At 29.6% G+C, this 24,749-nt stretch carries 26 protein-coding genes and 1 riboswitch; of the genes, 20 read left to right on the forward strand and 6 right to left on the reverse strand.

Translation table 11 applies throughout. The features are described from left to right. Positions 1-4: 4 nt before the first annotated feature. The 9 genes from BIV18_RS08635 to BIV18_RS08675 all read left to right on the forward strand — a co-directional run bounded on the left by BIV18_RS08635 (position 5) and on the right by BIV18_RS08675 (position 8,134). On the forward strand, positions 5-841 hold the full coding sequence (locus BIV18_RS08635; RefSeq protein WP_075660201.1) for a 3-hydroxybutyryl-CoA dehydrogenase: 837 nt from the start codon (positions 5-7) through the stop codon (positions 839-841). A 53-nt stretch (positions 842-894) separates the two neighbouring features. Next, positions 895-1,182, forward strand: coding sequence for a hypothetical protein (locus BIV18_RS08640; RefSeq protein WP_075660202.1), 288 nt, complete (start codon positions 895-897; stop codon positions 1,180-1,182). Positions 1,183-1,487: 305 nt separating this feature from the next. Continuing rightward, a complete protein-coding gene (locus BIV18_RS08645) occupies positions 1,488-2,324 on the forward strand; it encodes a DUF2599 domain-containing protein (protein WP_075660203.1) in 837 nt (278 codons plus the stop codon). Between the two features lie 324 nt (positions 2,325-2,648). After that, the gene (locus BIV18_RS10545) at positions 2,649-2,939 is read left to right on the forward strand and encodes a thioredoxin domain-containing protein (protein WP_144015213.1); all 291 of its coding nucleotides are present in this window, start codon (positions 2,649-2,651) and stop codon (positions 2,937-2,939) included. A gap of 373 nt (positions 2,940-3,312) precedes the next feature. Continuing rightward, the gene (locus BIV18_RS08655; RefSeq protein WP_075660205.1) at positions 3,313-3,624 is read left to right on the forward strand and encodes a hypothetical protein; all 312 of its coding nucleotides are present in this window, start codon (positions 3,313-3,315) and stop codon (positions 3,622-3,624) included. Continuing rightward, positions 3,572-3,901 (forward strand): hypothetical protein, encoded by a 330-nt coding sequence (locus tag BIV18_RS08660; RefSeq protein ID WP_144015214.1) that lies wholly within the window; start codon positions 3,572-3,574, stop codon positions 3,899-3,901. The genes BIV18_RS08655 and BIV18_RS08660 overlap by 53 nt, the downstream gene beginning before the upstream one ends. Positions 3,902-4,828: 927 nt before the next feature. Beyond that, positions 4,829-5,569 carry a sensor histidine kinase gene (locus tag BIV18_RS10550; RefSeq protein ID WP_144015215.1) on the forward strand — a complete coding sequence of 247 codons (741 nt, stop codon included), beginning with the start codon at positions 4,829-4,831 and terminating at the stop codon, positions 5,567-5,569. Further along, positions 5,541-6,143: a DNA-binding response regulator gene (locus BIV18_RS08670; RefSeq protein WP_075660208.1), complete on the forward strand. Its 603-nt coding sequence runs from the start codon at positions 5,541-5,543 to the stop codon at positions 6,141-6,143. Before BIV18_RS10550 ends, BIV18_RS08670 begins: the two co-directional genes overlap by 29 nt. 584 nt (positions 6,144-6,727) lie before the next feature. Then, positions 6,728-8,134, forward strand: coding sequence for a radical SAM/SPASM domain-containing protein (locus BIV18_RS08675; RefSeq protein ID WP_235860821.1), 1,407 nt, complete (start codon positions 6,728-6,730; stop codon positions 8,132-8,134). A 94-nt stretch (positions 8,135-8,228) separates the two neighbouring features. Here BIV18_RS08675 and BIV18_RS08680 read toward each other — a convergent pair whose 3' ends face one another. From BIV18_RS08680 to BIV18_RS08705, 6 genes are all read right to left on the reverse strand, one after another. Continuing rightward, complete coding sequence (locus tag BIV18_RS08680) at positions 8,229-8,927, reverse strand: HAD family hydrolase (protein WP_075660209.1); 699 nt, start codon at positions 8,925-8,927, stop codon at positions 8,229-8,231. Further along, the gene (gene ribH / locus BIV18_RS08685) at positions 8,920-9,387 is read right to left on the reverse strand and encodes a 6,7-dimethyl-8-ribityllumazine synthase (RefSeq protein WP_075660210.1); all 468 of its coding nucleotides are present in this window, start codon (positions 9,385-9,387) and stop codon (positions 8,920-8,922) included. The genes BIV18_RS08680 and ribH overlap by 8 nt, the downstream gene beginning before the upstream one ends. Before the next feature lie 32 nt (positions 9,388-9,419). Beyond that, entirely contained in the window at positions 9,420-10,625 is a 1,206-nt protein-coding gene (locus BIV18_RS08690) for a bifunctional 3,4-dihydroxy-2-butanone-4-phosphate synthase/GTP cyclohydrolase II (RefSeq protein WP_075660211.1), read from the reverse strand. A 16-nt stretch (positions 10,626-10,641) separates the two neighbouring features. Beyond that, positions 10,642-11,286 carry a riboflavin synthase gene (locus BIV18_RS08695; RefSeq protein ID WP_178385787.1) on the reverse strand — a complete coding sequence of 215 codons (645 nt, stop codon included), beginning with the start codon at positions 11,284-11,286 and terminating at the stop codon, positions 10,642-10,644. After that, on the reverse strand, positions 11,279-12,394 hold the full coding sequence (gene ribD, locus BIV18_RS08700) for a bifunctional diaminohydroxyphosphoribosylaminopyrimidine deaminase/5-amino-6-(5-phosphoribosylamino)uracil reductase RibD (protein WP_075660212.1): 1,116 nt from the start codon (positions 12,392-12,394) through the stop codon (positions 11,279-11,281). The genes BIV18_RS08695 and ribD overlap by 8 nt, the downstream gene beginning before the upstream one ends. A gap of 46 nt (positions 12,395-12,440) precedes the next feature. Then, a riboswitch (FMN riboswitch) is annotated at positions 12,441-12,552 on the reverse strand. A 54-nt stretch (positions 12,553-12,606) separates the two neighbouring features. Continuing rightward, positions 12,607-13,143, reverse strand: a complete 537-nt coding sequence (locus BIV18_RS08705) for a guanylate kinase (protein WP_075660213.1) — start codon at positions 13,141-13,143, stop codon at positions 12,607-12,609. Between the two features lie 112 nt (positions 13,144-13,255). Between BIV18_RS08705 and pyrB the strand changes: the two genes are divergently transcribed. The 11 genes from pyrB to BIV18_RS10680 all read left to right on the forward strand — a co-directional run bounded on the left by pyrB (position 13,256) and on the right by BIV18_RS10680 (position 24,744). After that, the gene (gene pyrB, locus BIV18_RS08710; RefSeq protein ID WP_075660214.1) at positions 13,256-14,167 is read left to right on the forward strand and encodes an aspartate carbamoyltransferase; all 912 of its coding nucleotides are present in this window, start codon (positions 13,256-13,258) and stop codon (positions 14,165-14,167) included. Continuing rightward, positions 14,164-14,595 (forward strand): aspartate carbamoyltransferase regulatory subunit, encoded by a 432-nt coding sequence (locus tag BIV18_RS08715; RefSeq protein WP_075660215.1) that lies wholly within the window; start codon positions 14,164-14,166, stop codon positions 14,593-14,595. The genes pyrB and BIV18_RS08715 overlap by 4 nt, the downstream gene beginning before the upstream one ends. A gap of 1 nt (position 14,596) precedes the next feature. Beyond that, positions 14,597-15,298, forward strand: a complete 702-nt coding sequence (locus tag BIV18_RS08720) for a dihydroorotate dehydrogenase electron transfer subunit (RefSeq protein WP_075660216.1) — start codon at positions 14,597-14,599, stop codon at positions 15,296-15,298. Then, a complete protein-coding gene (locus BIV18_RS08725) occupies positions 15,288-16,193 on the forward strand; it encodes a dihydroorotate dehydrogenase (protein ID WP_169969131.1) in 906 nt (301 codons plus the stop codon). Before BIV18_RS08720 ends, BIV18_RS08725 begins: the two co-directional genes overlap by 11 nt. 70 nt (positions 16,194-16,263) lie before the next feature. Continuing rightward, positions 16,264-17,388 (forward strand): hypothetical protein, encoded by a 1,125-nt coding sequence (locus BIV18_RS08730; protein WP_075660217.1) that lies wholly within the window; start codon positions 16,264-16,266, stop codon positions 17,386-17,388. Between the two features lie 890 nt (positions 17,389-18,278). Next, positions 18,279-19,649: a sodium/glutamate symporter gene (locus BIV18_RS08735; protein ID WP_075660218.1), complete on the forward strand. Its 1,371-nt coding sequence runs from the start codon at positions 18,279-18,281 to the stop codon at positions 19,647-19,649. 34 nt (positions 19,650-19,683) lie between these two features. After that, positions 19,684-21,084, forward strand: a complete 1,401-nt coding sequence (locus BIV18_RS08740) for an amidohydrolase (protein WP_075660219.1) — start codon at positions 19,684-19,686, stop codon at positions 21,082-21,084. A 1-nt stretch (position 21,085) separates the two neighbouring features. After that, entirely contained in the window at positions 21,086-22,264 is a 1,179-nt protein-coding gene (locus BIV18_RS08745) for a M20 metallopeptidase family protein (RefSeq protein ID WP_083635567.1), read from the forward strand. 149 nt (positions 22,265-22,413) lie between these two features. Continuing rightward, on the forward strand, positions 22,414-23,370 hold the full coding sequence (locus tag BIV18_RS08750; protein WP_075660221.1) for a threonine ammonia-lyase: 957 nt from the start codon (positions 22,414-22,416) through the stop codon (positions 23,368-23,370). Positions 23,371-23,380: 10 nt separating this feature from the next. Beyond that, the gene (locus BIV18_RS08755; protein WP_075660222.1) at positions 23,381-24,562 is read left to right on the forward strand and encodes a pyridoxal phosphate-dependent aminotransferase; all 1,182 of its coding nucleotides are present in this window, start codon (positions 23,381-23,383) and stop codon (positions 24,560-24,562) included. 23 nt (positions 24,563-24,585) lie between these two features. After that, positions 24,586-24,744: a hypothetical protein gene (locus BIV18_RS10680; RefSeq protein ID WP_178385788.1), complete on the forward strand. Its 159-nt coding sequence runs from the start codon at positions 24,586-24,588 to the stop codon at positions 24,742-24,744. The last annotated feature ends 5 nt before the right edge of the window (positions 24,745-24,749 follow it).

The following is a 24,749-nucleotide window of genomic DNA, read 5'->3' on the forward strand; positions in this document are numbered from 1 at the left end:
TAAAATGAAAATAGCAGTAGTAGGATCAGGTACTATGGGAGCAGGAATTGCTCAAGTGCTTGCACCATATCATAAAGTAATTGTTAGAGATATTGCACCAGAAGCTCTTGAAAAAGCTATGGAAAAAATAAAAAAAGGTTACGAAAAAAATGTTTCTAAAGAAAGAATGACTAAAGAAGAAATGGAAACTGCTCTTTCTAATCTAACTACATCATCTGACATTAAAGATGTAGCAGATTGCGATCTTATAATAGAAGCAGCAACTGAAAATCCTAAGATTAAAAAAGCAATTTTCACAGAACTTTGTGAAATTTGTGAAGAAAAAACAGTTCTTGCATCAAACACTTCATCTCTTTCAATAACTGATATTGGTGCAGCTACTAAAAGACCTGAAAAAGTTATTGGTATGCACTTCTTTAATCCAGTTCCAGCAATGAAGCTAGTAGAAGTTATTTCAGGAAAGAAAACTGATCCAAAAGTTAAAGATATGATTATTGAACTTTCAAAAGAAATTGGAAAAACTCCAGTAGAAGTTGATGAAGCTCCAGGATTTGTTGTAAATAGAATTTTAATTCCTATGATTAACGAAGCAATTGGAATTTACGCTGAAGGAATTGCATCAGTAGAAGATATAGACACAGCAATGAAACTTGGTGCAAATCACCCAATGGGACCTTTAGCTCTTGGAGATTTAGTAGGACTTGATGTAGTACTTGCAATAATGGAAGTTCTTAATACTGAATTTGCAGATCCTAAATACAGACCACATCCACTTCTTAGAAAAATGGTTAGAGCAGGACTTCTTGGAAGAAAAACAGGCGAAGGATTTTACAAATATTAATTTAAAGAGATTAAGGGAAGGCAATAGCCTTCTCTTTTTTATAAGGTGACGAGATGAATTTTATAAAAATAAAAAATATTTTAATTTCATTTTTAATTTTGTTTAGCTTAAGTTTAGTTTTAGTTCTAGGAATTCCAAGAGAAAAGACTATTATAAAAATTAAAACTAGTTATGGCAGAAATTTCCCGCAAAATATTACATACAAAGGGGAAAAAGGTTTAATAAAATACAAAATTGATTTAAAATTAAATGAGAATAATATAAAAAAAGATCCAAATTCTGATAAATATTACGCAGAATACAGTGGAACAATAAGACCAGAAGCCTTTACCTTTAAATAAATATGCACAAAAGTTAACTGACAATAATTTATTAACAAGTATAATTTAATTATAGTATTATAAATTTTTTTCATTTATATTTTTATGATCTTTAAATTTACAGAAAGAAAATGTAATTTAAGGAAACTACATTTTTCATTAAAATGTCTTGACTGTGAATTTATTAAAGATTAAAAACTTTGCATAGTTTACATACAATAGTTTTAAATATAAAGGGTTAGAAATTTATGATTTAATATAAATTATTTTGTACACAAAATATAGAAGTCTTTAATTATTTTTTTAGAGGAATTAGGAGGTAGATTATGAAAAAATTTATTTTAGTTTTAACTATAATTGCAATTTTAGCTAGTTTTATTAATCCGACTTTTGCTGGAGTAGAAAAAAATATGGATGCTTTTAAGGCAAGAGGTTGCAAAAATTTTAATGGTGTAAATAAAGTAGATTTTCCTGAATTTAGCCTAAAGAATATAGATGGTCATTTATTAGATAATTCAATGAGTTTATCAAATAAAGATTTTTATAATAATGAATTAATTATAGAAGAATATTTAAATAGTGATAAAGAAAAATCTCTAGAATATGATATTGATTTTAAATCAGAATGTAAAATAATTTTTCCTGAGAGTGTAAAGGAGGATGGTAAATTAAATAACGATGGTTCGTATATTATCAAATCCAATAATAAAAATATTGGGCTTATTACTAATTTGAGTGCCATAGATGCAAATGGACAAAATTTAAAAATAGTAACTAAAAAAATAGGAAATAGAATACAACATAGTTTTATTAACGAAGAAGAAGTTATATATCCAGTAAAAATTACAGTGGGAATAAGTCAAGTTCTTGCAGGAAATTACTATAATTATTTTAGTGATGGATATTGGCAACATAGAACTGATGGAGTTTCATTATCACTATATCCAAGGAAAACATTTTATCTGGATTCAACTTTAGAAGATGCGTGGTCTGAAGTTATATATATGCATGGTTCTAGTCCTAATTGGAGCAATGAAAGAGGTATGTATAAACAATTTAAGTGTCATAATATGTATGCTCCAAACAAAAGACCTTGGAATTTAGAACCATGGAGACCAAATGTTTCTATGAGTCAAACTATATTAGCAGGTTGCAATCCTTAATATTGATATTTTATGGAGATTATTATGAATAGATTTAAAGATAGTAAAATTTTTTTATCCTATGCTTATGGGATATTAATAGTATTAATTTTTTATAACATCTATTTAAGAGGGTATTTAAGGGATTATTCAATTTATAATTTAAAATTCTTTTATATATTAAATTTATTAATATTTCCATCTATTATTCTTTTATATTTATTTTTAAAGTTTAATTTTAAGAAATTAAAAAGTATACTTTTTTTATTATTAATATTCTTGTCTTTTCTAAATTTAACTATATGTTATAAGGCAAAAAAAGAGATCAAGGAATACGAATATGGTATGATAAATTCAGTTAAACTCATAAGTTTAAAAGAAAGCTATATGGGAAAAATATATTTTTATAGAGATGATTGTCCTGCTTGTAAAGTTCTTACAGAAAAAATAAAGTGGTGTAATAAAAAGGGAAAAGAAAAAATTTTAATGTATAATACTAATAGCGATTTAAAAAACAAAAGGAAAATAATAAAAAAATACAATATTTCAACTGTACCTATTGTAATAAATATTGATAAATATGGTAATGTAAAAGATATTACTACTGAAATTATTAAAAAATTAAATAATATATAGGTTTTCATATTATGCATTATATTAAAAATGAAAAAATATTTATTATTATTTTTGTTTTATCAGGTATTATTTTGTTTTTGATTTAAAAAGAAGAAAAAGGTTGTAAAAATTGAGACAAGCTATTAGATTGATATGTATAAAGAAAAAAGGATTTGTTGGGATTTAAATTGATTTAAAATTAAATGAGAATAATATAAAAAAAGCTCCAAATTCTTAGAAGTATTACGCATAATACAGTGGAACAATAAGACCAGAAGCCTTTGCCTTCAAATAAATATGTACAAAAGTTAACTGACAAAATAATTAGAAATAATATAATTGAGTTATAGGATAATAAGCTAACTTAGTGAATTAATATTAAAAGGAGGATTTTATGAAGAGATACTTTGTTAGTTTTTTAGTTTTATTTGCTCTTATGACGACTCTTGTATATCCAGTATTTGCCAATGAAAATATATTAGGTTTTGATGATGACACAATATATGTAAGGGTAGTAAGGCATAGATATGATAGGAGTTTTCCATCTTCTATTTTTTATACTGAATACAGAGCGGGAAGAAAATTTAGAGGTAATTTAAACATTGATTGGAACTCTGTTCAAAGAGAAAGCAACAATATGTATAGTGCAGTTTATGAAGGTATATTGTATGATGTGGGGTATGCTAGTTATGTGTTGGATTACTAAAAATAAAAAAATAATATTCTTTGTTTTATTTATTATATTAGCATTATCATTTTTGTTTAATGGTTTTAAAAGTGAAATGGAAGTTACAAGTGTAAAGAGGAGATACGACGCCTACAGCTTTCCTGAATACATAACTTATAAGACAAATAGGGGCTTGGTAAAATATAGAGGAGACTTAAAATTCAATCCAGACTCAGTTAAAAAGGATAAAAATATTTATTATGCTGAATATTTTGGCACAGTGAAAAGGGATGGATATTCTTTTTTTAATAATTAGATTTACAAAAGGTTCTATTAATTTAGAGCCTTTTAAATTTTAAAATAAAATATATAATAATTATATCTAATAAAAATTGTAAGGGAGGGGAATATGACTAGTGACAAAAAAATTTTGAAGGCAAGTATTTTAACAGCTTATGTTTTTATAGGGTTTTACATATTATTTTATTCTGTAAAAATTTATATCTTTAGAGATTTTAATGGAATGTATTTTTTATTTTTTCTAAGCCTGATAAACAATATTTCTCTTCTAACTTTTTTACTAAGAGATGACAGAAAAATCATTGTGGATCACAGTTCTTTAGTAGTTATATTTTCACTTTGGATTTTATTTGACTATATTTTTCTTTACAAATACAAAATAAATTTTAAATATAGTTCTGAAGTTAGCTTGTCCTTTATTTATCTTTTAATTTTTTATAACTTTTATATATTTTTAAGTAGTGTGAAGGAGATTAAGTGGAGGTATATAAATTATTTTGCACTTATTATTTTGTTAGTGTCCTTTATTTTAAATTATTTTAATAATTACTTTTACATAGGATTATTAAAATTTTCTAGATTTATGATTGCAATTTTTTCAATTCTTCTTATCATTACATATAGAAAAGAAATAAAAAAATATAGTTACAAATTGCTTTTAAATGTAGGGTTTATAAGCTTTATATATTTTATATTATTTATTTTAATGAATATCTTAAAAATGAATATCTTAAAAATTTTTAGATATATTTATATTAGGGAATTTATTATTTTATTTGTGGCAGAAATTTCAATTTTAATTTTTATAATTTCTATAGATAATAATTTAAAAAATACAATTTTTGATTTTTATTCTAGTCCCTTAAATTTTATATTAATTATTATTTCTACAATATTTTTTAAAAACTTTGTCAAAAGTTATAAGTTAGCCTTGCTTTTTGCAATGATTTTTTCATTAAATATTGCAAATATTGAGCTTATAATTAAATTTAGGCAAATTGCAAATAATGAGGCATCTTATGAGAAATTTTTATACAATAATAAAATGGCAAAAGAATTATCAGAAAATTTTGAGAGAAGAAACATTAGTTTTTTGCACGATGATATTTTGCAAGATATAATTTTGTCGAAAAAATTTTTAGAAGAGGCTACGAAAAATATTGACAAGTCCCTAGAAATTCATCATATTTTGATAAAAAAAATTAGGTTTAAAATCAACTTAATAGATCCAGTTTTTAGAGACGGAATAAATCACTATGAGATTTACAGCGAACTTATAAATTCTTTAAAAGAAATGTATGCAAAGGACAAATTCATTGAATTTTATTGTGACAAAAATATTTTTTTGCCAAAGCCCTATGAAAAAATAATTTATAAATTTATTCACGAAATGGTTACTAATTTTTATAAACATTCAAAGGGTTATTTTTCAGACTTAATACTAGAAATTAAAGATGGAATAATATTTTTGACTATTAAAAATTTTGGAGACTACTTAGATGAAGATTTTAACAAGATAAATCACTTGGGAATTAGATTTATAGAGGAGAGCTTAGATATTTACGGCGGAGACTTAATGCTTAAAGATAATGACTCAAAAGGCCAAAACTATGTGAAATTTATTATTGAATTGCCCATTCAAGAGGAGATTGTAAATGAAAATTTTATTAATAGAAGATCATAAGATGATGGCAAGGTCTTTAAAGGAATTTCTAGAAAAGGATAATTTTTTTGAAATTGATTTGTTAGGGGATTTGAAAAAAATAGAAGACATTAAATTTTTAAGATCTTATGATATTTTAATCATTGACATAAATTTAAAGGGATTTGAAGAATCTTTAAATGGTTTAGGTTTAGCAGAAAAAATTTTAAAGACAGATAAAAATATAAAAATAGTAATTTTATCTGGTTACGATTTATTTTTTTATACAGAAAGAGCAAAAAATATTGGGGCCTATGCCTTTATTTCTAAGGAGGAAGATATGGAGAGCCTTAGAATTAAACTAAAAGAAGTCTACTTATATGATAAAAAATTTTTTAAAGAAAAAGAAATTTTAGAAAACTTGACAGAAAAGGAAATAGAAATAGTTAAGCTTTATTGTTCTGGTTTAAATAGGAGTGATGTTGCAAAGAAACTTTTTATTTCCGAAAGGTCTCTTGCAGTTATGTTAAATCGAATTTATCAAAAGCTCTACATCAACAATTACCAAGAACTTATGAAAAAAGCTATTGATCTTGGAATAATTGATTCCTTTTAGACTTTAAGAAGAAATTATATAAAGTGGTAGTTCGACTAAAATTTTGTGTATTAAAGCTAATTGATAATTTTTTATTATTTATATAATCTCGAGCTTGACACTTTGAAATTAAAAAAGCTCTGAAAGGCACTTCAATAGTGTATTTCAGAGCTTTTAATGTTTTTAAATAGTAGTATTTTTATTCTTTATTAAAATTAAGTTTCTCACCTAGATCCAATTGATTTAATTAAAAGAAACATCAACATAAACTTTTTTCTAATTTAGTAAGATTTTTAGCTTCAGTTTTTGGCAAAGTATTACACTATCCTCATTATTATCAAACTTGGTAGAAGAGAAGTCATAGTACCAAATTTAAACACATACTTTATAAGCTTTTATTTTTTTAAAACTAAAATATATTTCAAATTAATTTTTATATTTTAAATAAATACTATAAATATCTTTTAATTTTATTAATTTTGTAGTAAAATATAGATAACAAAATGAACAATGTTCAAAAAGTAAAATTAAAGTTTTAATACATATAATATTAAACACCAATTCAATATAAAATATTTTGATATTTATAATTATGGAGGTATTAAGTGACTACTGCAATTAAGGAAAGAAAAAGTGAAAAATTATTCTCAATGGCTGTAAATCTTGCCTATAAGAGATTAAAAAAAGATCCACAAAGAGGAATGGTGGAGATAGTAAATGTTTTTGACAAATATTTAATGCCTGAATCAAGTGAAACAAATAGTGGCAAAAATGGGTTGGAAAGAGTAAGAAATGAACTTAATGATCCAAATTCAAAATGGGTTTCTTTTGGGACAGATATTGTAAATGGAATCGACGAAAATATTGTAAAGACCTCTGTGAGAACTATTGGATATAACGCTGCTTACAAGGGAAATGCTCTTCGAAATAAATTACAGAAAGAATATAATTGTAATATTCCTTGGATAATTTTATTTGACCCAACTTCTGCTTGTAATTTAAAATGCACAGGTTGCTGGGCTGCTGAATATGGACATAAAAATAATTTAACTTATGATGAAATGGCAAGTATTGTAAGACAAGGAAATGAACTTGGCACATACTTTTTTATTTTAACTGGAGGAGAACCTCTTGTTAGAAAAGATGACATCATTAAACTTGCTAAAGAATTTAATGAAAGTGCTTTTCATATTTTTACAAATGGCACTTTAATCGATGAAGAATTTTGTGAAGAAGTAAAGAAAGCGGGAAATATTTCTTTTGCACTTAGTATTGAGGGTACTGAAGAATCTACTGACCTTAGAAGGGGCAATGGAGTATTTCAAAAAGTTATGAAGGCAATGGACTTAATGAAGGAACACAAGCTTTTATACGGGGCTTCAATTTGTTACACAAGTCAAAATTATAAATATGTTACAGATGATGACTTTATAAAAATGCTCGTGGATCATGGATGTAGACTTGCTTGGTACTTTCACTACATGCCAGTTGGAAAGGATGCTGATTTAAGTTTATTACTTACCCCAGAAGAAAGGGAGTATGTTTATCATAAGGTTAGAGAAATTAGGTCAAGTGAATATCCACAAAATATTTTTACAATTGATTTTCAAAATGATGGTGAATTTATAAATGGTTGCATTGCTGGAGGCAAAAATTATTTTCACATAAATTCTCTTGGCGACATGGAACCTTGCGTATTCATTCACTATTCTGATTCAAATATAAGAGAAAAGACTATCAAGGAATGTCTAATGAGTCCACTTTTTATGGGATTTCACGATAATCAACCTTTTAATAAAAATTTGTTGAAGCCATGTCCAATGTTGGAAAATCCTGGTAGACTTACTAAGATTGTAAAGGATTCTGGTGCCAAAAACACAGATATGATTGCACCTGAAAGTGCTGAGGAATTGCAAGTCAAGACTACACCTTATGCAAAAGCATGGAATAAAAAGGCAAATGAACTTTGGGAAGTAAGTAAAGAACAAAGAGAAAAAGAAGCTTGTAATTAAAAAGGAGGACGCAAAGTCCTCTTTTTTAGTGAAATTTTAAGCTTTTAATAAATTATTGGTTTAAATTTTTATTATTTAATTGTGATGATTATTTTTACAAGATATTTAAAATCTCGCTAATGGAATTTATTTTGTAGTCTGCGTTTTTTCCTTCTTCTTGACTGCCAAAGCCATAGCTGCAAAAAATGCTCTTAATATTATTTTTCCTGGCAGCTTCCATGTCGTGATGTCTATCGCCGACAAATATTATTTTTTCTTTTATATAATGCCTTTCTTTTTTTAAAATTTCATCCTTTGGTATGAAGCCAAAAGTTTCTGCGGCAAAACATTTATTGAAATATTTTTTTATTCCATAAACTTTTAACGCTAAGTCAAGATAAGATTCACGACAGTTGGACAAAATGTATAGGTCATAATTTTTAGAAAGCTTGTCAAGAATTTTTATAGAATCATCATAAAGTTCTCCAATGCCATTTTTCATATTTTCATCCATTTTTCTGCCAACGTGTTGCATTACTTTTTCTTTTAAATTTTTGTCTGAACCCTTTGCGATGAGATCGTAGGCAAAATTTGGTTTTTCTCCTAAAAATTTTGAAACATTTTTTTCGTTTAAGTTAAAATCTTTTGCAAAGCCATATTCTCTTAAAATTTTAACACCAGATGTAAAGGCAGGATAATAAATTTTTATTGTATTGTGAAGGGTGCCGTCAAAGTCAAAAATTATGCTTTTAATATTTTTTAACCCCTCTTTTTCATTAAAATTAAAATCTTTTTGCTTGCTTAAATTATCCACGGATTTCACCTAGCAAGTTTGCCATTTCAATTGCAGCTGTTGCTGCATCAAAGCCCTTGTTGCCAGATTTTGAGCCAGCTCTTTCAATTGCTTGTTCGATATTTTCTGTTGTGATTACTCCAAAGATAATTGGTATACCAGTTTCAAGTGAGGATGATGCGACTCCCTTTGCAACTTCTGTTGAGACAAGCTCGTAATGAGTTGTAGCACCTCTTATAACTGCTCCTAGAGCAATTATTGCATCGTATTTTTTTGTAAGAGCGAGAGATTTTGCTGCAAGTGGAATTTCAAAACTTCCTGGAACCCAAATCACTTCTATTTCTTCGTCTTTTACACCATGTCTTTTTAGTCCATCGATACATCCATCTAATAATTTTGAAACTATAAATTCGTTAAATCTTGCCAAAACTATTGCGTATTTTTTCCCATCGGATTTTAAATTTGCACTGTAAATTTTCATATTTCCTCCAAATTATTATTTTAAATTAGATATTATTTACTAAATTCAGATAAGATGTGATTCATCTTTTCAGCTTTTGTTCTCAAATAAAATTCATCATGCTCAGTTGAATGAATTTCAATTGGAACTCTTTCTTTTATGATCATTCCAAATTCTTGTAGTGAATAAACTTTGTCGGGGTTATTTGTCAAAAGTCTAAGTTCTTTAACGCCAAGATCTTGTAAAATTTGTGCACCAGTGGAATAATCTCTTGCATCTTCAGGAAAACCAAGTGCCAAGTTTGCCTCAACTGTATCCATACCTTTATCTTGTAGGGCATAGGCTCTAATTTTGTTCACAAGTCCAATACCTCGACCCTCTTGACGCATATAGAGAAGAATTCCCCTTCCTTCTTCATCAATTTTTTTCATTGCAAGGTGAAGTTGATTTCCACAGTCACATCTTGATGAGCCAAAGCAATCTCCAGTTAGGCATTCTGAGTGAACTCTTGTAAGGACATCCATGCCATTGCCAATTTCGCCTTTAACTAGAGCGATGTGGTGTTCACCAGTAACTTTATCGATGTAAGCATGTGCTCTAAAGTCGCCAAATTTTGTTGGAAGTTTTGCTTCGGCAACTTTTTCTACGATTTTTTCATGTCTTTTTCTATAAAGTAAAAGTTCTTCTGTAGTTGTAATTTTCATGTTCAATTTCTCGGCGAGTTTAAATAAATCTTCACCTCGCATCATATGACCATCATCTTGCATAATTTCGCAACATAGTCCAACTTCTTTTAATCCAGCAATCTTTAAAAGGTCAACAGTTGCCTCAGTGTGTCCTCGTCTTACAAAAATACCATCTTTTTTTGCAACTAGAGGAAACATATGACCAGGTCTTCTAAAATCTTCTGGTTTTGCATCATCTTCTGTTAGTTTATAAGCAGTTAGGGCTCTTTCCCAAGCTGATATTCCAGTAGTTGTGTCCCTATGATCCACAGAAACTGTAAAGGCAGTTTCATGATTGTCAGTGTTGTCGGCAACCATTTGATTTAATTTAAATTTTTCGGCGTAGGTCTTTGACATAGGCATACAAATTAGTCCCTTTGCAAGAGAGGCCATTGTGTTTAGACTATCTCCAGTAGCAAATTCTGCAGCTTGAATCATGTCGCCCTCATTTTCTCTATCGGGTTCATCTGTTACGATAATTATTTCGCCTTTTTTTAAAGATTCGACAACTTCTTCGATTGTGTTAACTTTCATTTTTTCTCCTCTTAAATTAAAATCCATTTTCTATTAAAAAATTTTTGGTTATTTTGTTTTCGCTTTTTGTATTTATAAAATTGTAGACGTAGCGACCAATTATATCGGTTTCTATATTTATTTTTTCGCCAATTTTTCTGTCTATAAGATTTGTGCATTTTATTGTCGTTGGAATAATTGAAACTTCAAAATAATTTTCACCAACCTTGGAAACTGTTAGGCTAATGCCATCAAGGGCAATGGAACCCTTTTGGGCAATGTATTTAAAATTATCTGAAATAAATTTTATTCTATAGACAATTTCATTACCTCTTTTTAAAATATTTATGATTTCTCCAACTCCATCCACATGACCTTGTACTATGTGACCGTCAAGTCTTTTTGATGGACTAAGTGCACGCTCTAGGTTTAAACTTTTACCACTTTTTAAGTCTTTAAAAGTTGTGGAATTTATTGTCTCTACCATGACTTCTGCTTTGTAAAAATCACTTCCAAGTTCTGTTACAGTTAGACAGATGCCATTTGTTGCAATGGAGTCGCCTATTTTTGTGCCTTCCAAAACTTTTTGACAAGATATTTTTAGCGTAAATAGGTCATTTTCCTTTTTTACATCCTTAAGTTTTCCAACTTCTTCGATTATTCCCGTGAAAATTTTAATCACACCTTCCAGTAATAAGTATGTCATCAAATAATTTTTCGCATTTCATGTCCCTTATCTTTATCGCACCCTTTAAATTTTTAATTTCTAAATCGCCAATTGCAGGGATGCCCTTTGAACCGAGTAAAATTGGAGCCATGAAAATGTAAAATTTATCCACTAAATTATTTTTTAGCATTTCTGCTGCTAAAGTCCTTCCACCTTCAAGAAGGATGGAGGAAATGTTAAATTTCTTTAACCTTTCCATTAAGTCAGTTAAATCAACTTTATTATTTTTTTCTCTACAAATTAAGACTTCAACATTTTTCATTTTCTTTAGTTTTTCAAATTTTTCTCTATTAAAATTTTTTGTAGTTGCAATTATTGCAATAGAATCTAAATCACTTGACAGCACCTTTGCATCTAGGGGAATTCTAAGTTTTGAATCAGTAATAATTCTTATTGGATTTACCCTGTATTTTCCGTGGCGAACATTTAGTGTTGGATCGTCTACAAGAACTGTTTCAATGCCAACCATTATGGCGTCAAGTTTTCCACGAAGTTCGTGGGAATAGGACCTAGAAAATTCTGATGTAATCCATTTTGATTCACCCTTTTCAGTTGCAATTTTTCCATCGAGAGACATTCCAGATTTAAAAACAACAAAGGGCCTTTTCTTTTTTATATAAGTAAAAAATCTTTCATTTAAACTCATACATTCTTCAAGACATACGCCTTCTGTTATAGAAATTCCACTATCTTCTAAAAATTTTATTCCCTTGCCAGAAACCTTTTCAAAGGGATCTGGAGTTCCAATGACAACTCGCTGGATGCCTTCTTTCACAATTCTTTTTGCACATGGTGGAGTCTTTCCAAAGTGAGAGCAAGGCTCTAAATTAACATATAGAGTTGCACCTTTTATGTCTTCTCCGCGATTTTTTGCATCTTCTATTGCATTTACTTCAGCATGGTTTTCTCCAAACTTTAAATGTGCTCCTTCGCCAATTATCCTTTCATCTTTTACAATTACACAACCAACTAGGGGATTGGTTTTTGTATGACCAATGCCCAACTTTGCAAGTTCAATTGCACGTTGCATATAAAAGCTGTCGTTAAAATTTTCTATATACATATGATCTCCTACAAAAAAGAGCCCACGCAGGGCTCAAAAATTTAAAATTAATCTTCTTTCATCCAGACTATACTGTCGGTATTGGAATTGCACCAATTCAGCTTTCGCTCGCGGACTTTACCGCCGGTGAGGAATTTCGCCTCGCCCTGAAGAGTTTATTAACTTATGAATTTATAATATCACTATGGATACATTTGTCAAGGAAAAGAAAATCACTTTACTACACTATGGATTTTAATAATTTTCAAAACATCACTTAAAACTATATCCATATCTTCATCGCTGTCGATTATATAATCTGCATATTCATCTAAATTTTCTAAAACAGAAAGCCTTTTTTCTATAACACTTTCATCTTCGCATCTCTTAATCATTCTTTTTTTCAAAATTTCTTTGGAACATTTTAAATAAATTGAAATAACATTTTTAAATTCTTTTTTTATAGCGATGATTCCCTCTTTGTCTACAACAATTACACAATCATTTAAATCATTATTGTTTTTTTCTAGGTCTTCTTTTAATGTAGAATAAAAATTTCCAGCATAACAAGTTGAACCTATAAATAAATTTTTTTCTTCCATTTTTTTAAATTGAGATTTGTCAATGAAATTGTAATCTACTCCATTAATTTCCCCTGGTCGAGGAGTTCTCGTGGTATAAGTTATTATTTTATTTAAGCCTTTTTTTGTAAGGGCCTCTCTAAGAGTACTCTTGCCAGAGCCTGAATGTCCAAATATTAAGTAAATCATAGCTTCTCCTTTAAATTTTATTATTACAAGTATAACATATATGTCAAGACACTTTACAAATTATAATTTTTGAAGTAATATAAAAAAGATAAAATATTAGATGGAGGTCAAGATGAAACATTTAATAGAGCCACTAGATTTTACAACTGAAGAATACGAAGAAATTTTTAGTCTGGTTGATGACATTATCGCAAATCCTATTCATTATTCTCATTTTTGCGAAAATAAGTTATTGGCCAGTCTTTTTTTTGAGCCATCGACTAGAACTAGACTTTCCTTTGAGACTGCAATGTTAAGACTTGGAGGAGGAGTAATTGGATTTTCTGATGCAGGAGTTAGCTCATCAACAAAGGGCGAGACTCTCCTTGACACAATAAGAGTAGTAGAAAATTATGCTGACATATGTGCTATGAGACATCCTAAAGAAGGTGCTTCCCTTTTAGCATCAAAGGTAGTTACCAAAATGCCAATAATAAATGCCGGAGATGGAGGTCACTTTCATCCAACACAGACATTAGCAGACTTAATAACAATTAGACATTATAAAAAAACCTTTGACAATTTAACTGTGGGACTTTGTGGAGACTTAAAATTTGGAAGGACAATTCACTCACTTGTAAGAGCCTTAAATCGCTACGAAAATGTTAAATTTGTATTTATTTCTCCAGAAGAATTAAAGATGCCAGAGCCTTTTAAAAATTTTATAGAAAAAGAGAATTATTATGAAACTAGAGAACTTACAAGTGCAATTTCTAATTTAGATATTCTTTATATGTCAAGGGTGCAAAAAGAAAGGTTCGTTTCATCAGATGAATATGAAAGATTAAAGGATTACTATGTACTTACAGAAGAAAAATTAAAATCAGCAAAAGATGACATGATAATTCTTCATCCACTTCCAAGAGTAAATGAAATTGCACCTGAAGTGGACAAGGATCCTAGAGCAGTTTACTTTGAGCAGACAAAATTTGGAATGTATGGAAGAATGGCACTTATTATAAAACTTTTGGGGGATGCAAAATGATAAATGTTTCAAAAATAAAAAAGGGCATTGTCCTAGATCACATCGAAGCAGGACGTGCTCACGTACTTTACAAAGCTTTGGAGCTAGAAAAAGTTACTGATGCAGTTGTTCTGATGCAAAATATCTTTTCAACTTCCATGGGCAAAAAAGATTTAATAAAAATAGAAACAGATTACAATTTAGACTTCACAGTATTGGGACTCATTGCGCCTCACACTACTGTGAACTTCATAGAAGATGGCGAAAGAGTAAAAAAATTTCGCATGGAAATGCCTGAAGTTGTGGAAGGTGTTTTGAAATGCAAAAACCCAAGATGTATTTCAAATAGCGAAAGAGAATTGGCAGGACATAAATTTTATCTATACAATAGAAATAAAAAGGAATACAAGTGCGAATATTGTGATACAGTAACCCTTTATGGAGAGTAAAATGGCAAAAATTTTAGAAAATAGAAGTATATGCAAAGATTATTTTATACTTAGAACAGATTTAGATATTAAAGTTTATCCAGGACAATTTTTTATGATAAGAGCTTGGGATAATTACCCAACACTTTCCAGACCAATTTCTATCTACGATTTTACAGATGGAGTAGATTTTTTAATAGAAAAGAAGGGAATTGGCACAGAAATTCTTGAAAAACTAAAAGTTGGAGACGATATAAAACTCTACGGCCCCTTTGGGAACACTTTTTACACAAATGTCGATGAAGTTGCCTTAGTTGGAGGTGGCGTTGGAGTTGCTCCTTTTCATTATTTAATTAAAGAAATTCAAAAATTAAAACCAAAGTCAAAAATCACATTATATATTGGAGAGAGAGAAGAACTTGAACTTGAAAAGTGTTTTGAAGATGTAAATTGCGACATAAAAGTGAAAAAGGGAGGCTTTATAACTGATATTATTAATTTCGAAAGTCATAAATTAATTTACGCTTGTGGAACAGAAATTATGATGAAAAAAGTTGTAGAGCTTGCCAAAGCTTGCCATATTAAGGCTTATGTTTCTCTTGAAAAAAGAATGGGATGTGGCGTTGGTGCATGTCTTTCTTGTAGCTGTGACACAAAAGAGGGAAGAAAGAGAGCATGTAAAGAAGGGCCTATTTTTGAGGGGAGTGATTTAATTGACTTCTAGAATGGAAATAAATTTAGCAGGTATAAAATTAAAAAATCCAATAATCATGGCAAGTGGAACCTATGGATACGGCGAAGAATTCAAAAATTTTTATGAACCAAAAATTCTCGGAGCAATTTCATCAAAGGGCATTACTAGGCATCCAAAAAGGGGAAATGAAGGCATAAGAATTTGGGAGACACCTTCAGGAATATTAAATTCCATTGGACTTGAAAATCCTGGAGTTGAAGAATTTGTAAAAGAAAAAATTCATTCAATGCAAAAACTTGGGACAGAAATTTTTGTAAATCTAGGTGGAAATACCATTGAAGAATATATTGAATCTACAAAGATCTTAAATAACTATGAATTTGCAGCAATTGAACTTAATATTTCTTGTCCAAATGTAAAAGAAGGCGGAATGGCTTTTGGAATGGATAAAGATTCAGCAGCAAAAGTTGTAAGAGAAGTCATGAAAGTAACAAATAAAAAAGTTTTTGTAAAACTGTCTCCAAATGCAGGCGATATTGTGGGAATTGCAAAGTCTGTGGAAGCGGAAGGTGCAACGGGACTTTCACTTATAAATACAATTCTTGGCATGGCAATCGACTTTGATAGAGAAGAAATTGTATTTAAAAACACTTATGCAGGGCTTTCAGGTGCAGCAGTAAAACCAATTGCACTGAGAATGGTTCACCAAATAGCAAGAGCAGTAGATATTCCAATAATTGGCATGGGTGGAATCACAAATTATAAAGACGTACTTGAATTTTTAATGGCAGGAGCAACAGCAGTTGAAATTGGAACTTATAATTTTATGAATCCAAATGCAGGTGCAGAAATAATAAGTGATCTTGAAAAATATTTAGAAGAGAAAAATAAAAATATAAGGGATTACATTAAAAAATTAGTTTAAAAGGGACTTTCTAGAGTTTAGAAAGTCTTTTTTTTGGGTAACTATTTAATATATTAAAGGAGGTGCTAATATGTTTGATTTGTATAAAGATATATATGATGCTCAGATTAATTTATTAAAATCTTTTAATCAGGGAAAGGAAAAAAATGATAAGGAAAAATTAAGCCTTGAAGATTACTTTAGAGAAATGGCAAGAATAAATGAAAAAATGGTAGATAATATTTATGATATCCCTAAAAAGTACATGGATGAAGTAACAAAGTTTAATCCTTTTAAAGATAATTTTAGTGAAAGCATGAAGGGACTTTTTGAAGTCAATCCATATTTCGAAAACTTTATGAATTTTCAAAAATTTTTTGCCGACAATTTAAAGGATCCAAAAAAAGTTTATATCGATTTTATGAATAACTTTAAAAATTATTTTCCAATGTTAAGTGCAAATGGAAAATTTATGGAAGATTATAGTAGCGCTGCCAAAGAACTATTTAATAGTTACAATAAGTATCAAGAAAATTATATGAATATTTTTATGCCAGAGTCTATGAGGGAAAGAGCAAAGGAAATTATGGACTTTAACCAAAAGGTTTTTGGCAACTTTAACTTTATGATTCCTAAATTTGGAAACATGCTTTTTATGATAGAAGGCTTCTTTGGTAAAATTGATTATTTCAAAAACATGGAAAAATTTTCTAATCAAATGTTGAAAAATTTGGAAGAGTATGAAAAATTATTTGGCGACAATAATTATTTTGCAAGCACTTCAGGCGTTATAAAATTTCAAAAAGCTTTCATAGAAAAATCTATGAAGTATTTCGAAGTTTATATTAATTATTACAAGGATATTTATACTGAAATCGCAAAAATTTCTGAATTTACTTTTGAAAAATATAGAAGTGATCTAGAAGAATTGGCACTAAAGAAAGATCCACAAGAAGTTTATGACTTTTTTGAAGAGAAAACTAAGGAACAATACAAAAAATTATTTGATGTAGACAAATTTAAAGAAATTTATAAAAAAGCAGAGGAAGACACAAAAGAACTTCGAGAAGAACTATTTAAAATAAATATGGATTATATGAATTTTGTAGAACCATCAAGCAAAGAAGATGTAAAGGATTTAAAAGAACAAATAACAAAAATGTCCAATAAAATTGACAGTTTAAATAAAGAAATAGAAAGACTAAAGAGCGAATAAAGCTTAAAAAACCAACAATAATTATTAAAAATAGATATTTAGTGATCTCGACTTGTGTCGAGATTTTTATTATAGCATAATCACTGAAAAACAAAAAAGTACAACTTAAATAAATTAACAATCTATTTTACTAAAATATTGTTTTAATTTTAGTGAAACTCCGATATAATATTGTCATCTAGTAAAGATTTTTTGGAAAATTTTTATAAGAAATAAATATTAAAAAGGAGATGATTTTATAGATTTATTAGGTATTTTAAATTAAATTATTTTATCTATCGATAGATATTTTGCTATTATTTTTTGTAGGTGTATCTTTTTATAAGAGAAAAATAATAGAACTAAGGAGCTAAATATTTTACAAAATAGGCCAATTTACTAATGAGATCTTGTGTTATTTTTTTAATTAATTATTTGCTGCTATAATTTATTTTATTACAATACTGTATAGATAATTATAGTATATAGCTCTAGACTTTAAGTAACAAGCTAGTTTCATTATAAATTTAAAGTCAGCTAACGTATAGTTAAGGGGCTTAATTTATTAGAGTATGAAGGCTTTTGAAATTATAATATTAAGCGTTATTGGAGCAATAATATTTGTCATTAATATTGCAATTATAGCTTGAATTTTTTAAGGTATTTGCACTAAAAAGAATACATACAAACATGCTAAAAGCAAGAAAAAAGGGAAACCTTTTTTGACAATTATTGTAAGTATGCTAATAAATGTTATTTGTTTAAAATTAGCTTTAAGTTAAATATAATATTGTTAAATACTTTATCTCGAGCTTTGCACTTGTAGAAATAATGGCAGCAGTTAAACGATGGAAAATTCAAGGGAGCTAGACTTAAATATTTATTAAAAATTAAAAGGAGGAAAATTTATTATGACAGGTGCTATGTTTACAACACTATTTCAAAGCATATGCTTTCTATCACTATTTTTATTAATAGGATTCTTTTTGAGAGCAAAGGTTAAAGCTTTTCAAGAAACATTTATACCAGCAAGTGTAATTGGTGGTTTTATACTTTTATTACTTGGACCTATAGGTTTTGGAATACTCCCAATACCAGAAGAATGGATTAAGATTTGGTCACTTATTCCAGGCATTTTAATTGTGCCAGTTGTTACGGCGACACCACTTGGTTTAGATCTTGGTGGAAAGAATGCGGCGAAGAAATTTAAGCCGGCAATACCATTATTTTTTATAATGTTTGCTACTTATTATCTTCAAAATGCAATTGGATTCGGGACTAATAAATTATTTAGATCAATGGGTCAAGATTTATACGACACATTCGGTTGGGAACTTTGCATAGGTTATACTGGTGGTCACGGAACTGCGGGTATTCTTGGCAATATGCTTAACGAACTAAATATTCCTTATTGGGAAACTGCTCAAGGAGTTGCAGTAACTATGGCAACTTTTGGTCTTGTTGGTGGGATCTTAATAGGTATGGTTTTAATTAACTGGGCAGCTAGAAAGGGAGAAACTGCAATATTAAAAGAGCCTGGAGATATTCCAAAGGATGTTAAAATAGGTTATGAAAGAGATGTAACAAAACAAGGTTCTATTGGTAGAGAAACGACAAAATCTGCATCTATGGATACAGTAACTTTTCACGCTGCAGTAATTTTTTTAGGTTGTCTAATTGCTTATGGAATATTAGCTGTATCTAAAAAATATAATATTCCTGGGCTAAAATCTATTTCAGTTTGGGCATATGGAATTTTAGTAATGTTTATTATTTGGGCAATTATTAAAAAATTAAATCTGGACTTTTTAATCGATAGTAATGTCAAGGGTAAAATTACAGGATCTCTTACTGAATTTGCAGTTATTGGAGCTGTAGCTTCACTTCCACTTAAGACGGTTTTCACATATTTTGTTCCAATAATGGTAATGGTAATCTTAGGATATATTGGAACTGTAGGCATCCTCATGATATTATGTAAGAGATATTTAAAAGTTGATTGGTTTGAGCATATGATAGCAACTCTTGGAATGAGTACTGGTGTATTTTTAACAGGATTATTGCTATTAAAGATTTGTGACCCTGATTCTGAAAGTACTGCACTTGGAAATTATTCAATTTCCTTCTCAATAATTTCAGCTGTTACATTTGCTTTAATGCCATTAGTATTAAATATAATATTAACTAAAGGACCAGGAACTGCATTTATATTAACTTCTGGTCTAACAGTTGTTGGAATAATAGCAACAATGATTTCATCAAAATTACTTTTAAAGGATTGATGAATTGGACTAGTAAAATTTTAAGGAGAATGATATGGATAAATATAACGACGAGCTTATTAAACTCGCTAAAAACATTTGGGAATTTGCGGAAATTAAGTGGAAAGAATATAGATCTGTTGAAGCTCAAAAAGAAATTTTAAAAAAACATGGATTTAAAATAAAAGAAAATTTGGCTGATTTGCCGACTGCTTTTAGTGCAGAATTTGGCGATGAAGGTGGAATAAGCATTGGACTTTTGGGAGAATTTGACGCATTATCTGGTCTTTCTCAAGTTGAAGACTTGGCTGAGAGAAAAGAAAAAGTAAAGGGAGAATGTGGTCACGGCTGTGGTCATCATCTTTTGGGAACGGCATCTATTGGTGCTTCCTTAAAAATTAAAGATTATATAGAAAAAAACAATTTTAAGGCAAAAGTAATTTACTTTGGTTGTCCAGCTGAAGAAGGTGGAAGTGGAAAAGCATTTATGGCAAAGGCTGGTTGTTTCGATGCTCTTGACATTGCAATTACATGGCATCCTTTCACTGGGAATGCAATATTTACTGGTTCGCTACAAGCTAACAAACAAGTATATGTTAGATTTAGAGGTAAGGGAGCTCATGCGGCAGCATCACCTCATCTTGGAAGATCTGCCCTTGATGGACTTGAACTTGTAAATATTGGAGTTCAATTTTTAAGAGAACATATGCAAAGTTTTGAGAGAATTCACTATTCAATAGTTGATCCAGGTTCTGCGTCCCCAAATGTAGTTCAACCCTATGCAGAAGGATTATACCTAATCAGGTCAAAAAATACCGAACATGTAAATAGACTTTACGAAAGATTTGAAAAAATTGTTGAAGGTGCAGGTCTTATGACTGAAACTGAACCAGAAATAATTTTTGACAAAGCTTGTTCCAATGTAATTCCAAATCCTGTAATCGAAGAAGAACTTTATAAAGCTTTTTTGGAAGAAGGACCAGTTGAATTTACAGAAGAAGAAATAAATTATGCAAGAAAGTTTAGAGAAACTTATCCTCAAGAGAATATTGAAAGCGAAAATACAATTGGCTTTGCTGAGGACAAAAATGCTGAATTAAATTATCTAAAAGAAAATATATTATATGACAAAATTTTAGATTACAAACATTCCAACGAAATAGTAATGGGTTCTTCAGATGTTGGAGATTGCTCTAATGTAGTGCCAACAGCACAAATAATTACAGCTTGCTTTGCTATTGGAACGGCTGCTCATTCATGGCAAGAAGTAGCTCAAGGAAAATCTTCTATAGCAATGAAAGGAATGCTAAAGGCTGCTGATGTAATGGCAAGGGCAGCTATTAGCTTCATTGAAAATCCTGAGCTTGTTAAAAAAGCAAAAGAAGAATTTATAAAGGTGCGTGGAGAAAAATTTATTTCACCAATACCTGATGGATCTAAACCAAGGATGGATTAAGATGAAAGATATTTTAAAAAAGTCAGAAGAAAATCAAAAACTTTTAGTGGATATTCGGAGAGAACTTCATATGAATGCTGAAACCTCACAAAATGAAGTAGAAACTTCAAAGATAATTATGAAATATCTTGACAAGTTTAATATTCCCTATATTAGTGAGGTAGGGGGACATGGCATTATCGCAGAAATTACTGGTTCTGAACCTGGTAAAGTTGTTGCATTAAGAGCCGATATGGATGCTCTTGAAATGGAAGAAGAAAGAGATATAAGCTTTAAATCCAAAAATAAAAATGTAATGCATTCTTGTGGTCATGATTCACATATGACTTTTCTTCTAGGTGCTGCAAAATTGTTAAATGAAAATAAAGATAAAATAAAGGGAAAGGTGAAACTTGTATTTCAACCGGCAGAAGAGTTATCGCCAATTGGTGGTGCACCAAAAATTTTAGAATCAGGTTTATTAAATGATGTCGACGCTATTTTTGGATCTCACGTTTGGCCAGATCTGCCCTTTGGGAAAATTGCAATAAAAGAAGGAGCCATGATGGCAAATTCTGATCACTTTACAATAAAATTTATTGGAGCATCATCTCACGCAGCAAAACCTCACGAAGGTGTTGATGCTATAGTAATGGGTTCCCAATTTATAAATGCTATGCAGACTTTAATTTCAAGAAATACTGATCCAATGAATTCCGCAGTTTTAACTGTTGGAAGATTTATTGCAGGAACTAGATATAATGTAATGGCTGAAGAAGCTTTGATAGATGGTACTTGTAGAACTTTTTCAAAGGAAGATAGAACGAGAATTTTTAAAGATATGGGAAATCTTGCTAGAGCAATTGCTGAAGTTAATCATGGACATTGTGAATACAATTATGGGTTTGGATATCCAGCTGTTATGAATGAAAAAAATTCTGTGAAATTAGTGAAGAAAAGTGTAGTTGATTTATTTGGAGAAGATTCGCTTTTAGAAATTGATAAACCAGCAATGACAGCAGAAGATTTTGCTTTTTATCTTCAAAAAATTAAAGGAGCTTTCTATTGGGTAGGAATTGGAAAAGAAGGAGAAAAGAATTATCCTCTTCATAGCAAAAAATTCTATCTAAATGAAGATATATTATATAGAGGCGCTGCTCTTATGTGTGTAATTGCATTAAACTTCTTGAATGAGAATTAATATTTTATTTTTTTAAAAAGCTTTAGGTCTCCTTGGAGACCTTTTTATTAATATAATTTATAAAAGCACTTATATTTTACAAATTTACTATAGAATATTATAATTTAATAAAGAGTATTGAATTTAGGGTGTTTTACAAAGGAGAAAAAATGGACTACAGAAATGGATATAAAGAAACTATTAAGGCGAGAGAGCGAATAAGAGATTATGTGTATGATACACCTCTTGTAAGGCTTGATTATATTTCTGAAATTTTAGGCACAAGTGTTTATGCAAAGTTAGAAAATATGCAAAGAACAAATTCTTTTAAAATCAGAGGTGCGTTAAATAAAATTAGGAAACTTTCGCATGAAGAGTTACAAAGGGGAGTTGTTACTGCTTCTAGTGGCAATCATGGTAAGGCAATAGCGACTTGTGCAAAGATGCTAGGGATTCCTGCAAAAATTGTTCTTCCAGATACTTCTACTGATATAAAGAGACAGATGATAAGAGATCTTGGTGCTGAAATTGTTATTTCAACTGTGGAAAAAAGATTTATTGTTGCAAAGGAAATTTCTGAAAGGGAAGGAATGACTTTTATTCATCCCTTTGATGATTTAGATGTTGCTGAAGGTCAAGGTACTATTGCTGTTGAAATTTTAAATAAAATGGATCACTTGAAGATGATCGTGCCTATTGGAGGCGGTGGACTTATTTCCGGAATAGCTATGTACACTAAGGGAGTAACTAGATGGGCAAAGGTAATTGGTGTCGAGCCAGAAAATGTAGCAAGATATACAAATTCTTTAAAGGAAGGGAAGCCAACTGAAGTTAATAGAGGCGAGACTCTCGCCGATGGATTGTTATCAGTTAAACCTGGAGAAAGTGTTTTTCCTATTGTAAGAGATTTGGTTGATGATGTTGTAACTTGTGAAGATAAAAGTATTAAAAAAGCTTTGGATTTGTTGTATAATAAAGAAAAATTAATTGTTGAACCGTCTTCTGCTATTGGACTTGGAGCAATTTTAGAAGGAAAAATAAAATACGATGAAAGAGACAAATTAGTTTTAATCATCACAGGTGGTAATGTGGAAGGTAGAGTAATTGAAAAAATAATTAATTCTTAAGGAGGAAGCTATGAGGGATTTTATTTGTAGTAAATTTAGTAATGTAGAACCATCTGGAATTAGAAAAATTAACGAAAAAACTCTTGAAATGGAAAGAGAAGGAAAAAAGATCTACCATTTTGAAGTTGGCAGACCTGATTTTGATACTCCAAAGGTTATAAAGGATGCAACTATAAAAAGCATTGAAAGGGGAGATGTTTTTTATACTTCAAATTTTGGAATTATGCCACTGAGAGAAGCTGTTGCTGAAAAATTAAGAGAGGATAATAATTTAGATTATTCTGCAAAGGAAATTCTAATAACGGCAGGTGCATCTGAAGCAATTTTTGACACTTATTCATTAATTTTAGAAGAAGGAGACGAAATCCTAATTCCAAATCCATGTTGGCCAAATTATGTAAATGCGGCTCATATCATGAATGCAGTGCCAGTTAGATATAGTTTGTCAGAAGAAAATGATTTTCAAATTGATTTTAATGAGTTAGAAGAACTTGTTACAGAAAAAACTAAGGCAATTGTAATTATCACGCCATCAAATCCAATTGGATCTATGCTTTCAAAGGAAACTTTAGAAAATCTTGCTGATTTTGCAAAAAGGAAAGATATTTTAGTAATTTCTGATGAAATTTATGAAAAAATTGTCTACGGAACTAAGAAGCACTATTCTATAGCATCCTTTGATGAAATGAAAGAAAGAACTATTACTATTAATGGTTTTTCAAAAACATATTCTATGACTGGTTTTCGTCTTGCATATATTGCAGCACCAGAGGAATATATTAGAGTTTTAAATATTATTCACCAACACAATACATCTTGTGCAACATCCTTTGTGCAACATGCAGGTATCGTTGCTCTAAAAGAAGGGCAAGAAGGTGCACAAAAAATGTTGAAAGAATACAAGAGAAGGCGTGATTATATTGTTGAAAAAGTTAATTCAATAGATGGGCTTAGCCTAAATAATCCTGACGGGGCTTTTTATGCTTTTATTAACATCAAGGGAGTTGGAGTTAGTGCAGAAGAATTTTGCAAGTATTTACTTGACGAATTATGTGTTGCACTAGTTCCAGGTAATGTATTTGGAACAGCAGGAGAAGGCTTTGTGAGACTTTCCTATGCAAGTAGTTATGAAGACATTGTTGAAGGTCTAGACAGGATAGAAAAAGCTTGTAAACATTTTATGAATAAGTAGAAAGTTTTTGTCAATATAGAAAAATGGAAAAAATTTTCGTTATTATTTTAAATGTAATTATCTTTGGACTAATGTCAATTTTACTTTCTAGGATTGGTAGAGAGGGGAGTCTACTATTAAAATTGATTTATTCAATAATTTTAGTCATGGCAGGATTTAATATAGCAAATAAAATAGAGTAGGCTTC

Origin of the sequence: Peptoniphilus grossensis (assembly GCF_001940285.1) — a bacterium.
GTDB classification, from domain to species: domain Bacteria; phylum Bacillota; class Clostridia; order Tissierellales; family Peptoniphilaceae; genus Peptoniphilus_A; species Peptoniphilus_A faecalis.